General features: G+C 42.7%; 11 protein-coding genes and 2 tRNA genes. 6 read left to right on the top strand and 7 right to left on the bottom strand.

The features are described 5' to 3' along the window. Nucleotides 1-13 precede the first annotated feature (13 nt). Nucleotides 14-87: transfer RNA gene (locus tag JXL83_06350), tRNA-Ala, on the top strand. 1 nt (nucleotide 88) lies between these two features. Here JXL83_06350 and feoB read toward each other — a convergent pair. The 3 genes from feoB to JXL83_06335 are packed head-to-tail and all read right to left on the bottom strand — an operon-like array spanning nucleotide 89 to nucleotide 3,157. Continuing rightward, on the bottom strand, nucleotides 89-2,401 hold the full coding sequence (feoB, locus tag JXL83_06345; GenBank protein ID MBN2363732.1) for a Fe(2+) transporter permease subunit FeoB: 2,313 nt from the start codon (nucleotides 2,399-2,401) through the stop codon (nucleotides 89-91). 29 nt (nucleotides 2,402-2,430) lie between these two features. After that, entirely contained in the window at nucleotides 2,431-2,676 is a 246-nt protein-coding gene (locus tag JXL83_06340) for a ferrous iron transport protein A (GenBank protein ID MBN2363731.1), read from the bottom strand. 46 nt (nucleotides 2,677-2,722) lie between these two features. Beyond that, a complete protein-coding gene (locus JXL83_06335; GenBank protein MBN2363730.1) occupies nucleotides 2,723-3,157 on the bottom strand; it encodes a metal-dependent transcriptional regulator in 435 nt (144 codons plus the stop codon). Between the two features lie 199 nt (nucleotides 3,158-3,356). Between JXL83_06335 and JXL83_06330 the strand changes: the two genes are divergently transcribed. The 3 genes from JXL83_06330 to JXL83_06320 all read left to right on the top strand — a co-directional run bounded on the left by JXL83_06330 (nucleotide 3,357) and on the right by JXL83_06320 (nucleotide 6,014). Continuing rightward, a complete protein-coding gene (locus tag JXL83_06330) occupies nucleotides 3,357-3,896 on the top strand; it encodes a hypothetical protein (GenBank protein MBN2363729.1) in 540 nt (179 codons plus the stop codon). Between the two features lie 226 nt (nucleotides 3,897-4,122). Then, nucleotides 4,123-4,776 (top strand): MBL fold metallo-hydrolase, encoded by a 654-nt coding sequence (locus JXL83_06325; protein ID MBN2363728.1) that lies wholly within the window; start codon nucleotides 4,123-4,125, stop codon nucleotides 4,774-4,776. Nucleotides 4,777-4,931: 155 nt separating this feature from the next. Beyond that, nucleotides 4,932-6,014, top strand: a complete 1,083-nt coding sequence (locus tag JXL83_06320) for a choloylglycine hydrolase family protein (protein ID MBN2363727.1) — start codon at nucleotides 4,932-4,934, stop codon at nucleotides 6,012-6,014. Between the two features lie 113 nt (nucleotides 6,015-6,127). Here JXL83_06320 and JXL83_06315 read toward each other — a convergent pair whose 3' ends face one another. From JXL83_06315 to JXL83_06300, 4 genes are read right to left on the bottom strand one after another with little or no spacing between them, the layout of a single operon-like run. Then, nucleotides 6,128-6,511: an OsmC family protein gene (locus tag JXL83_06315; GenBank protein MBN2363726.1), complete on the bottom strand. Its 384-nt coding sequence runs from the start codon at nucleotides 6,509-6,511 to the stop codon at nucleotides 6,128-6,130. 43 nt (nucleotides 6,512-6,554) lie between these two features. Then, nucleotides 6,555-8,234, bottom strand: coding sequence for a phenylalanine--tRNA ligase subunit beta (pheT, locus tag JXL83_06310; GenBank protein MBN2363725.1), 1,680 nt, complete (start codon nucleotides 8,232-8,234; stop codon nucleotides 6,555-6,557). Next, complete coding sequence (locus JXL83_06305) at nucleotides 8,235-9,761, bottom strand: phenylalanine--tRNA ligase subunit alpha (protein ID MBN2363724.1); 1,527 nt, start codon at nucleotides 9,759-9,761, stop codon at nucleotides 8,235-8,237. Nucleotides 9,762-9,777: 16 nt separating this feature from the next. Continuing rightward, complete coding sequence (locus tag JXL83_06300; protein ID MBN2363723.1) at nucleotides 9,778-11,493, bottom strand: proline--tRNA ligase; 1,716 nt, start codon at nucleotides 11,491-11,493, stop codon at nucleotides 9,778-9,780. Between the two features lie 82 nt (nucleotides 11,494-11,575). On the opposite strand from JXL83_06300, the gene JXL83_06295 reads away from it, so the two are divergent. Together JXL83_06295 and JXL83_06290 are read left to right on the top strand one after the other, a co-directional pair. After that, a complete protein-coding gene (locus JXL83_06295; GenBank protein ID MBN2363722.1) occupies nucleotides 11,576-12,256 on the top strand; it encodes a DUF882 domain-containing protein in 681 nt (226 codons plus the stop codon). A gap of 59 nt (nucleotides 12,257-12,315) precedes the next feature. Further along, nucleotides 12,316-12,388 (top strand) — tRNA-Thr (locus JXL83_06290). Nucleotides 12,389-12,390: the final 2 nt, after the last annotated feature.

Here is a 12,390-nt window from a genome sequence, read left to right as displayed (position 1 = left end):
TTAAAATCTCTATGGGGGTGTAGCTCAGTTGGCTAGAGCGCCTGCCTTGCACGCAGGAGGTCTCCGGTTCGAATCCGGTCACCTCCATTCATTCAGCTGACGTTTCAGTTCTGAACATCTTTGCTCGTCGCAGGATAATGAAAAACAGTGCTATCAATCCCGTCAATGTAAAAGCCAAACCGATCCACAAAAAATTATGTCCGGTAGTAAGCTGATAGAAAAGAGTGGAAATTATCCAAGCCAATGAAGTGAGATAAACCGCGCTAACGATTCCAAAAAGCCAGCCGCTTTCTCTAACTATGACACCGAAAGCCGAGACACAAGGGAAATACAAAAGCACGAAAAGCAGATAAGCGTAGGCCTGAGGTTTACCTTTTTCGAAATATTCACCCATCAGCCCGAAAACCTTATTCTCACGCTCATTTCCATTGCCGCTCGATTGTGCGCTTTTGTCGAATGCTTTGTAAAAAGGAAGAAAAATTTTCGAGATGTTGTCGGGAATTGAAACAAAAGCTTCTTTTATATTTCCCGCAATACCGGGATATGGAACCTCTGTTTCGTTTTCATACACGTCGGAAGCCGACATCTGTCCGTACAGGGAATTGAGTGTTCCGACAACGGATTCTTTAGCGAAAATCCCCATTAGAAGACCTACGGTTGCGGGCCAGTTGTCTTTCTCTATACCCATGGGTGAAAACAGCGGAGTTATTGTTTTGCCGAAGAATGCGAGAACTGATTTGTCGGTGTTTTTATTCCCGATCGAGCCGTCAGTTCCGATGGAATTTATGAATGTTAAGATTGCGACGGCGATTACAATTATCTGACCGGCTTTTAAAATAAATGATTTAAGTCTCATCCATGTGTGAAACAGAATGTGCTTGGGTCTGGGAGCGTGATATGTGGGAAGTTCCATTACGAAATATGAATGATGTTTTCTGAAAAGAGTGTTTTTCAGGAGGAGGCCAGTTATGACTGCGACAATTATTCCGATAGCGTAAAACGAAACGACAATGAGTCCGGTGTTGTCAGGAAAAAATGCAGCCGTAAAGAGCGCGTAAACCGGCATTTTCGCTCCACAAGACATCAGAGGAGCTAAAAAAATGGTCATCATTCTGTCTTTTTTGTTTTCCAGAGTCCTCGCCGCGAGGACAGCCGGAACCGTGCATCCAAAGCCTACCACAAGCGGTACGAAAGCCTTTCCGGGAAGTCCTATTTTACTCATGAATCTGTCCATTACAAAAGCGGCTCTCGCCATATATCCGCTGTCTTCGAGCACCGCAAACATAACGTACATAAAAAACAGAATTGGAATAAAAGTGGATACGGTCTGGATGCCTCCTCCTATACCGTCGGCGAGAATTATTTTAAGCCAAATCGGAGAACCAGCTTTTTCAAGAAGAAAACCGAATCCTTCAACAAAAATAGTTCCGGATATTATGTCAAAGAAATCCGTGAAAGCTCCGCCGAATGTTATTGTCGCCCAGAAAATAACATACATAACCGTCAGGAAGATCGGGATTTTCAAATATCTGTTCAAAACAATTTTGTCAATTTTTTCGGTGTTTGAAATCCTCTGAGCAATCCTTTGTATTACACTCCGGCAAATACCGTGAATAAATCCGTATCTGTAATCGGCAAAAACCATCTCTATCGAATCACCCAGAATCCCTTCAATTTTTTGTCTGGTGTATTTGATTTCATCGTCTGTTAATACACTCTTTTCTAAAAACTTATTTTTCACCCAGCTGTCGTCTTCGAGGAGTTTTATGCTGAGCCACCTCGCATTTATACCGGTTTCTTCAGCAATCAAGCCGGATTTTTTCTGCCACTGAAAAACAGCGGATTCAATTTCGTTCGGATATTCAATGCGCGATCCAGTTACGATTTTATTTTCGATATTGTCTTTCAGCATTTTTTTTAGAAAAGCGATGTCGCATTTTCGAAGAGCGCTTATACCTATGACCGGTACGGACAATTGTTTGGAAAGCTCTTTGAGGTCGATATTTATCTTGTGCCTTTCGGCGACGTCAGTCATGTTGACTGCAACCACAAGAGGGACTTTCATCTCGATTATCTGAGCCGTCAGATAGAGGCTTCTTTCAAGGTTGGAGCCGTCAAGTATGTTGAGTATCAAGGAAGGTTCACCGCTCAATGCGTAATCTCTTGCAACTTTTTCATCTTCAGAAAGGGCTGACAATGAATATGTACCCGGAAGATCCACAACGGTTATTTCTTTTTGGGAAAGATCCGAACTGTCGTCGCGTTTAAGTTTTCCTTCTCTTTTTTCGACTGTAACTCCAGGCCAGTTTCCGGTTTTGACATTGCCGCCGGTCAAAGCGTTGAATACGGTCGTTTTTCCGCAATTGGGAATCCCCATCAGGGCTACTGTGGCTATTTCCATGACTCAGGCAGTAAAAAGATCGATTGAGGTCACGTTCTCTTAACAAAAATTCTGTGCATCATCCCGCCTCCGATAATTATACGGGAATCGCCTATTTTCATAAGGCAGGGCCCCCCCCTGCTGTTATTTGATATCTCTATTTTAACGCCGGGTATGATACCCATGCTTATGCACTTATCCTTGAAAAACTTTCCCCCTCTTATATCGCTGATTATAAGAGATTCTCCTTCTTTGGCGAGAATCAGAGGGAAAATTTCATCACTGCGAGTTTTCATTGTCCCTCCGTAACATAATTTCGGAACACCGAAAAAATCCGATGGTCTAAACGATTTCATGGTTTGGTTTTGATCGCCATTCATTTTTAACGAAAAACTCGGATTTATCTAAAAATTCAACAAAGTCCGAAATTCTTTCGAGGGTGTCGTTGCTGATGGTGTGTTCGATCTTGCAGGCTTCTTCAACGGCGGTTTCTTTCGGCACTCCGAGATATTCACTTAAAAAGTTCAACAGCACATCGTGTTTGTGTTTTATTTTTTCGGCTTCTTTTTTGCCTTTTTCTGTAAGGAATATTTTGTCGTATCTTTCCTGGTTTACTAATTTAAGAGATTTAAGTTTTCTGACGGCAGAATTAACAGAGGGCTTTTTTACATTAAGTATTTTGCTGACATCAGTGACGCGGACTGTTTTCTCTTTATTCATTAAGTCCAAAATTGCTTCCAGGTAATCTTCCATATTAGATGTTAATTTATTTTTCATAGTTCACCTCTTGTTAGTTAAATCTAACAATAAAAACGTGTTTTGTCAATAGCAATTTTGATAAAAAAACTTTTGATTCTTTTCTTCTATGCGGAATTAAGTATTGAGGACATCATCGATGTATTATGCCTCTTTATTTTACTATGTTCATTGCCACTATAAAATGCAAGATATAAAATATGATCGGATGGAGGAAATTATGATCAAAGAAGTAAAAGGTGAGATTGTAATCAAAAAAGAAAAAACAAAAGCCATCGCAGCCATATTCGTTTCATGTTTTTTGATCCCTATCGGAATCGGACTTTGGTCGGATTTGGAAAAATTTTATCCTGTGAATCCTGAGCACGTAAGGATTGCCGCTTTCACTATCCTGAGTTTCGGCGGAGCATTATGTATTTACGGTTTGAACAGAGCTCTCGACACCAACCCGGGACTGGTGATGGATAAAAACGGAATATTCGACAGATCAAATTTTGCAAGCGGTCATCTAATTAAATGGAGAGACATAAAATTAATAGAAATTAAACTAATAGGCAAGGAGAAACTGGTGTTGATACATGTTTACAATCCCCAGGAATACATCGGGAAAGCGAATCCGATTAACAGGTATTTTTTGAAATCAAACGAGAAAACTTATGGAACTCCTTTCAGGATTTCAGTCCTTTCACTGAAATGCGGACCTGACGAACTATACGATAAACTTACGGAAATTATGGCGGGACGAGGTTTGAAAGCATGATTCCGATTTATCTGATAACCGGGAATTTATAAGCCATAATTTTGTCGCCGGCTTGTGATATGAATTCTTGTATTAGCGGTGTTAAAGTAGATAAAAGATCGAGACTTTGACAATTACTATCGTGAAATGCGCTTTTCAATGTAGTCGAAAATAAAAGATGTTTAAATTGTTATCTCCGGGGGCAACTATGACGACGTGTTGCTGGGATAACTGAAAGGCGGATTCTATGAATTATGAAATGATTAATATATCCGACAGTGTTACCACTATCGTTCAGCATGTCATACCTGGATGCCCTACCAATTGCTACGTTTTGAAAACTGAGAAGAACAATTACATAATAGACACGGGTTTTGGTTCAGAAAGCGCAAACATACTTTCCGGTTGTACAGACAAGTCAAAACCGGTCACAGTGCTTAACACTCATTATCATTGGGATCACATCTGGGGAAATTATGAGTTTTATGATAATGATATTATAGCTCACGAAAAGATTTTAAAAAATATTGACGAAAAATATGAAGGAATGCTCGAGACCAACAGGAGATTCGTCTGTGGAAGAACAGAAAAAAAATCACCGGATGTCCTTTTCGACAGTGAATTACGTTTAATAAAAGACGGCGTTTTGATGTTTTATTCTCCGGGGCACACGAACGACGGGATAAGCGTTTACTTTGAGAAAGAAAAAATATTGTTCGTCGGAGATAACATCGGAGACGACGACGAAAACATTGTTCCTGATCTGGAAACGGGAATTGAAGAATACATGGGAGCCCTTGAAAAATATCTTTCTTTGAAACCAGAACTCATTCTCTCCGGACACAATGTGCCTAGAAAAATGGATTTTATTGAAAGAATAATAAAAAGATTGTTGAATTAAGGTGAAAAATCACGGTAGTAGTGATATTACAAGGTTCAAGTGAAAAATATCTCAGCACGGGATTGTTTGCCCCAGATAAAACTGATATGTTTTAAGGAAAAACAAAGAGGTGAAAAGTGAGAACAGGCAACAAAACATTATTACTCTATGCCACGATGATCATAACATTAATCTGCGGAAGAATTAATCCTGCTTACGCTTGTACCGGCATAAGACTGATTGCAATGGATGAGAGCGTCGTTTACGGACGGACCATGGAGTGGGGTAAGTTTGATTTGCAATCACGAGTCATTATCGTACCCAGGGGATATTCATTTACCGGGCTGACTCCGGAAGGATTTAATGGCAGAGAATGGCAAGCAAAGTACGGTTATGTCGGGCTGGATATGATGGGAAGAGATTATCTTGCCGACGGAATGAACGAAAGAGGGCTGGCCGTAGGTCTGTTCTATCACGCAGGCTTTGCCGAATACCCGATATTTGAAAAGGATCTTGCCGGTATTACGATAACAGCGATAGACCTGACGAACTATATTCTCAGTCAATTTGCGACGACTGATGAAGTCAGAAGCGGGATAAACGAAGTCAGAGTGGTGTCTGTAACAGAAGAAGCTATCGGCATGTCTGTATACGCGCATTGGATGGTGACGGACGCAAGCGGAAAATCCATAGTTATAGAGTTTAGCGAAGGCGAAGCAAGGATCTTTGAAAATCCTTTAGGTGTCATAACAAACGGGCCAACATATGACTGGCACATGACAAATCTGCGAAATTACGTAAATCTGTCGCCCGTAGCGCTTCCCGATAAAAGCATTGAAGGTATTGATTTCGCTCCTTTGGGAGGAGGCAGTGGTATGATCGGATTACCCGGCGACAATACTCCTCCATCACGATTCGTACGTGCGGTTGCATGGTCCCAGACGTCACGGTCTACTGATAATTCCGCGGAAACAGTATATGAACTGTTCAGAATTTTAGACAATTTTAATATACCTCTGGGAGCATCCGAAGGCTCAGACGGATCGTTGGGCAAAGAAGGCATGCGGAGTTCAACTATATGGACAACGGCGTGGGATTTATCCGAGCGAGTACTATATTACCACACTCAACACAACCGCCGCGTAAGAGTTTTATATCTTAATGAACTTGATTTTTCTGAGTTAGGAAACGATATAATACACTTACCTCTGGATCAAGATAAAAAACAGGACACTGAAGATATTACACCAAGATTCTAGGAATCGCCGGTAACCGGATTTTGATCAGCTTGTTATGTTAGTGAGGATATATTATGAAATCTATCGCATCAAAAGGATAAAGTACTCGGCTAAATAAACTCGAACGTCACATTTCAGGAAGATCGGATCTCTATTTCACGAAGGATTTCCGAGTTTTTTGAGAGCATGGCGGCTACGCCGCAGTATTTGGAGAGAGACATGTCGACTGCTTTTGTCAGCTTGTCCTCGGGAAGGTTTTTTCCGGTAAAGACATATTTTAGAAAAATTTCCCTGAAAACCTTTGGATGCTCTTCGGTCACTTCGGTCGAGCAGTCTATCTGAAGTTCGTAGCCCGAGACTTTCATCTTGGCAAGTATGGAAACGACATCCATTCCGCTGCATCCGGTTAGGCCCGCAAGAAGAAGCGTTTTCGGGCTTGGTCCGCTGTTTTCGCCTCCGAAATTTTCTGACGAGTCCATAAGGATTTCATGATCGCCTGATCGGGCTTCGAAAGCCATGTTTTTTTTCCAGCGTGTCGAGCACTTCAAATCAGCTTCTCTTTCAGATAAAAAAGGAATCCAGGTCGGAGATTTCAGAGAGTACTACAGGCATTCTCACGCCGAGTACATCGAGTATGGAGGGAGACACCTCGCCTAAAAATCCCGATTCTTTGCCATTGAGAAGCACTTCGGCGCTTCTTCCCGGAATGAAAAACCAGTAGTTCTTTTCAATCAGTGTAAGCTCAACTGAAAGCATATCGCATAAAGTCTGCATAACAGAATGCATTTCAGAGAAAGAAGAATCGGGACCCGAAATCATGTAAGCTATCGAAAAGACGGTTCCGGTTTTCAAAGTACCGTCTTCCTTGTATTTTTTGACTGTTTCACCCGCTTCAAAGACGAGATGAGGGTAAAGCGATTTGCTGTTTTTTGATTCCAGCAGAAGAAGACCAGGGAATAGTCTGTCTCTCAGGCAGGCGAACATCGCCGTCATAGGATTTGCTATCTCGACGGGATCGCTGTGTTTTCCGGCACAGGTTTTCATAATCTCAGAGGAAGTGAGAATGTTGCCCATGTATTCGAGGAAACCAAGACCGATTGAAACTTGCCTGAGGACGTTCGCTTTTTCTTGAATAGGAGAGAGGCCTCCGTGAGTGTAACTTTCGGGCATGAGTGGTTGGAAATCGTTGTAGTCCGATGCTATCGCTATGTCTTCCATGATGTCGACTTCGTGCATTATGTCCCTTCTGTAAAAAGGTACGGTGACAATAAGCTCGTTGTCGAAAGTGCCTTTTTTGGATCTGAAACCCATTTTTCTGAGATTTGTTGAAATTTTTTCTATTCCGAACTCGCTCCCAAGAAGGTTGTTGACCTGAGGGATGTTTATGCTTAGTTCTTCGGTTTCGTCCGTCGGAAATACCGCTTCCTGATTTCCTGGATAAAGAGTTCTCATTCTCGTGATTTTTCCGCCTCTGTCGCTTAGGTTCATCGCAAAAATACTCAGGACCAGATGAACAGATGAAAGGTCCGATCCTGTCGCTTCAACGGCCAAATAAGTGTCACCGACTTTCACTTCGCCTGTTCTTCTCGAATTGATAACAGGCGGAAATGAAAGTATTTCTCCTTTGTTGTCTATCATCAGAGGCACAATTTTTTTGCTTTCGAGAATTTCGGCGTATTCTATTCCCTTGGGATGCTTTTTCAGTATTTCATCGAGAGCCATTTCATTTTCAAAACCAAGCGGCACAAAAGATATTTCTGAAGGTATTACCGCTTTGTAGATGACTGGAAAATTTATAATCGAAGCAGGATATATACCTATGCTTACTGTTTTTCTTTTTTTTCCGTAATTTTCGGCGAGTTTTTCCTGGGTCTGTATCAGGTCTTTGAGAATTTCGTCAGTGATGGGAGCAATTTCGCACAAAAACATTCCTATGTAAGGGCGGATAGCTGAAACGCTTTCTTCGGCGATTACTTCTTTATCTCTGTGGTGAGGCTCCGAAAGAAATGTGTATTCCTTGGGTTTTCCAGAGAGAAATTGGTTAATCAATCTGGTCAATCCCTCTGCAGACCATAGATCGGGTCTGTTTGTGTCTGAAAACTCAAGCGTTATTTCGTTTGAACCTGCATTCTCAGTCAATTCGGCTTTTGCCAGCCAGCAAAGGTCTTTGAGCCTGTCGATGTTCATAGGTTTTTCTATGAGGGATAAAAGAGTATTTTTGTCTGTAGTTACTTTCGGCATCTAAATCACCACCTTTGAAGAGCGTATCTTTTCGATGTCATAAGTGAAAAGTTCCCGTATGTCATTTATTTTGAGCGCGTTCATTGCCATTCTGTCTAGACCAAGTCCCCAGGCTATGACCGGGCAGGGGATGTCTAGCGATACAGTTATTTCAGGTCTGAAAATTCCAGCTCCACCTAGTTCTATCCATCCGAGTTGAGGGTGTTTGATCATCGCTTCGACCGAAGGCTCCGTGAAAGGGAAATAACCGGGTACGAATTTGATCTTTTCAGCGTGGGCGAGTTTTTCGGCGAAAGTTGAAAGAAGTCCGAGCAGATGCCTGAAATTGATATTCTCTTCGAGCACTATTCCTTCTATCTGGAAAAAGTCAGGTGCGTGAGTAGCGTCAACACTGTCGTAGCGGAAACATCTTGCAATTGCGAAAAATTTACCCGGCACGGGAGGTTTTTTTGTCAGTGTTCTGGCACTTATGGCAGTTCCCTGACTTCTCAGAACAAGTCTTTGGGTCTTTTCAGTGTCAAAATCGTATCCCCATCCGCGCGAGCCAGATCTGCCTCCGTCTCTGTGAGCCGAAGCTATTCTGGAAAGTATGTTCATCGGTATATCTGAAGCCCTCGAAGGCTCTTTGACGACATATATGTCGTGAATGTCTCTGGCAGAATGGTATTGGGGCATGTATAAAACGTCGTTGTTGAAAAATTCGGATTCTACTATGGGCCCCCTCATCTCGGTAAATCCCATCGAGGTGAGTTCTTTTCTCACAGTGTCGAGAAATCTGCCGTACGGGTGAAGCCTGCCGGCTATTTTGGATTTAGGTTTCAACGACATGCTGAATTTTCTGAAAGTTTTTCCTTCCCAGGATCTGTCGCGGAGAATTTCGGGAGTCAGAGCGCCTATCTCGTCTTTTGTTTCCGAATCACAGACTGCTTTTCTTACTTTTTCTCCCTCTTCGTTCAGGCAGTAACTGACGTATTTTTGTTCTTTGATCCTGAAGATTGATCCCGAACCCCTCTTTTTGGCGTTCTCATCCAGAACTGCGGCTTGTTTTTCTGAGAGAGAAGAAAAATTCAGATCTTCTTTGAGTCCTTCCGATATAAGTCTTTCAAGCAGTTCGAGATACTCGGGAGCATTATTTTCTTTCAGGAAAAGAGTTCCTCCTTTATCTTCAGCCAAGTCGTTTTTTTTCAAAAAACCCGCAGCCTTTCCGATTTCTGCCTGACTGTATGATGTTTTTTCAATCATTTCGCTGATTGTGCATGGAGAAGAAGAAAGGCAATCCCACACGAGTCTCAAAGGGAGGCCTTTTTCGGCGTATATTTTTCCTTCTTCGGTGATCTCGGCTTTGATTGCGGTCGCCTCCTCGACTTCTTTCAGCCAATTCCTGGCCTTGAACCAGCCGATTATTCCGCGGACGTTTTCAACCGTCAGTCCTGAATTGTCGGGATAATCCCTCGAGCTGAAAACCTGTTTTTCCCGTAGAGATTTCAATAATTTTATCTCGAGAGGGTGGAGCGAAGTTATGTTCATGCGTTAAACCTTTCTTTCAATTAATCGAACAAAGCCCGTAAAGCTCGTTCAAGTTGTGCCTGATGACATCGAGGGCTTTTTCGACGGGAACAGTTGTGACATGAGAAGTGTCTCTTCTTTTTATTTCAACCATATCTTTGGCGGCGTTTTTTTCTCCTACCGTGATCCTCAATGGTATCCCTATAAGATCGGCGTCTTTGAATTTTATTCCCGCTCTCTCGTCTCTGTCGTCCAAAAGATATTCTATTGAATTGCCGTAAAGTGATTCACAAAGAGACGTTGATAAGTTCCTGACTTTTTCGTCGGAACTGTTGAGCGGTAGAATCACGACTTCGAAAGGTGATATGGACACCGGCCATATTATCCCGTTCTCGTCGTGGTTTTGTTCGATTGCCGAAGCCATTATTCTTTCTATACCTATACCGTAGCTGCCCATGACGAAAGATTTTTCGTTGCCTTCCTCGTCGGTGAAAGCCGCACCCATGCTTTTTGAATACTTGGTGCCGAGTTTGAATATGTGTCCGACTTCAATAGCGTTCTCAACCATTAGTGATCCGCCACATTTGACGCATTTTTCCTCTTTTTTCACTTCTCTCAGATCCAGGAAACCGTCAGTACGCACATCTCTTTCCACGTCGAGGTTTACGTAGTGGTAATGAAATTCGTTCGCACCCGTCGACATGCCGGTTGCGCCTTTCAGTCTTTCATCCGCGTAAACAGCCACGTTTTTTATACCCACAGGACCTACGTATCCAGCAGGAGCTCCTGTAATTTTAATAATTTCTTCAGAATGGGCGGGTCTGCCTGCGCCCAAATGCTTGGCAAGTTTTGTCTCGGAAAGCTCATCCTCTCCGCACAAAAGGAGAAAATAAGGTTTTTCTTCTATCATCCAGAGAAGGCTTTTCATCATTCTGTCGCTTTTAAAGCCTAAAAATGCCGACACCTCGGAAACTGAACCGCCGACGGGAGTGTTGACCTTTTCGAGCGGTTTCGACGGATAAGATATTTTCTCGACGGTTGAAGAAGCCACTTCCAGATTTGCTGAATAACTGCAGTTACCGCAGAAAACAATTCTGTCCTCTCCGGATTCGGAGGGTATCATGAATTCTTCAGAATCCGAACCGCCCATCAGTCCTGTCGAAGCTGAAACTATCCTGAAACTGAGACCTGCGCGGGTAAATATATTTTTATACGCTTTTCTGTGAAGGTCGTACGAAACAGAAAGGCTATTTTCATCCCTGTCAAAACTGTACGAATCTTTCATTATAAACTGTCTCATCCGAAGAACACCGCTTCTCGGTCTTGGTTCGTCCCTGAATTTAGTCTGTATTTGATAAAGAGATTTTGGAAGGTCTCTGTAGGACCTGAAATCTCTTTTTGCGAGATTTGTGATTATCTCTTCGTGAGTGGGAGCCAAACACATGTCTCTGTCTTTCCGGTCTTTAAACCTGAACATGTCGTTTCCGAATTCTTCCCACCTGCCCGTTGCCTGCCAGGTTTCTTTCGAAGCCAGAGAAGGAGCGAGCAGCTCCAGTGCTCCTATCGAGTTCATTTCTTCCCGGACTATCTTCATGATCTTTGAAACGGTTAACAGCCCCAAAGGCAGGTAGGTATAAGCTCCTGATAATTCCTGTCTGATGAAGCCTGCTTTTAAAAGCAGCCTGTGGCTTGCCAGCAATGCGTCGGCAGGCATTTCCTTTGTAGTCGGTATGTAGGATTTCGACCAGAGCATTATCCCTCCTTTGAAAATGTGATATAACATATTGAGTCAACGCGGACAAGGAGAACTGAAAAAAACTGAAAGCGGGAGCGTTATGATTTACGCGAGTTTTTTTGTGTCATTGATGTTTTTGTTATCGGGCGACTTTTCTCAAACGGATGAAATAACGGCGGATGATTTCAGATGTAAAGGGGATTCCGTCGCCAATCCCCCTTGCTTGTGGAAAGGAGAACTTTATTATGACGGAGACGGCGGCACTCTTCCGCAAAGAGGCATAGATGAAGACCTGCTTATACTGCTCAACGCCATTCAGTTTGAAACGGGGAGGAAAGTAGTCGTAATATCGGGGTACAGATCGCCCAGGCACAACAGCTATCTTGCTGCCGAGTTGTTCAATTACGTGAACGATGGTGATTCCGGCAATCCTTACGAGGTTTCGATGACTTCAAAACACATGATGGGAGAGGCGGCTGATTTTTACGTTGAAGGTTTCGAAAACAAACATGACGAAATTCTTGAAGTGATTTTTGAAGCGATAAAGAAAACGGGCGACAATTCTTCACCGATATCCTCTGTTGTCTACCTCAGATCGAGGACGCCAGGCGGTGAACAGGTGAGATATTTTTTTCCTTCATACAGAACCGACCGTTGGTGGATTCATGCTTACGCTGAAAATGAGGGAAGGGACATTGACTGCAGGGTGTACGATGGCGTTTATTTTCATATAAACAAAAGATTGACTTTCAGCACGGATGGATGCTTTCCGATAAAGTAGATTTTTCAATAAATGGTTGCTAATTTATTCCAAACGGTTATAATTTTAAAATTATGAAAGCCGGTGTAGCTCAGCTGGTAGAGCAGCGCATTCGTAATGCGCGGGTAGGCGGTTCGAATCCGCCCATCGGCTTT

This window comes from candidate division WOR-3 bacterium (assembly GCA_016934535.1).
In the GTDB taxonomy this organism is placed as follows: Bacteria; SDB-A; SDB-A; order SDB-A; family SDB-A; genus JAFGIG01.
This window is presented reverse-complemented; position numbering and strand designations above follow the sequence as displayed.

Coding starts and splice junctions, on each gene's coding strand:
- feoB (MBN2363732.1), bottom strand. CDS start 2,401: ATGGAAATAGCCACAGTAGCCCTGATGGGGATTCCCAATTGCGGAAAA.
- JXL83_06340 (MBN2363731.1), bottom strand. CDS start 2,676: ATGAAAACTCGCAGTGATGAAATTTTCCCTCTGATTCTCGCCAAAGAA.
- JXL83_06335 (MBN2363730.1), bottom strand. CDS start 3,157: ATGAAAAATAAATTAACATCTAATATGGAAGATTACCTGGAAGCAATT.
- JXL83_06330 (MBN2363729.1), top strand. CDS start 3,357: ATGATCAAAGAAGTAAAAGGTGAGATTGTAATCAAAAAAGAAAAAACA.
- JXL83_06325 (MBN2363728.1), top strand. CDS start 4,123: ATGAATTATGAAATGATTAATATATCCGACAGTGTTACCACTATCGTT.
- JXL83_06320 (MBN2363727.1), top strand. CDS start 4,932: ATGATCATAACATTAATCTGCGGAAGAATTAATCCTGCTTACGCTTGT.
- JXL83_06315 (MBN2363726.1), bottom strand. CDS start 6,511: ATGGCTTTCGAAGCCCGATCAGGCGATCATGAAATCCTTATGGACTCG.
- pheT (MBN2363725.1), bottom strand. CDS start 8,234: ATGCCGAAAGTAACTACAGACAAAAATACTCTTTTATCCCTCATAGAA.
- JXL83_06305 (MBN2363724.1), bottom strand. CDS start 9,761: ATGAACATAACTTCGCTCCACCCTCTCGAGATAAAATTATTGAAATCT.
- JXL83_06300 (MBN2363723.1), bottom strand. CDS start 11,493: ATGCTCTGGTCGAAATCCTACATACCGACTACAAAGGAAATGCCTGCC.
- JXL83_06295 (MBN2363722.1), top strand. CDS start 11,576: ATGATTTACGCGAGTTTTTTTGTGTCATTGATGTTTTTGTTATCGGGC.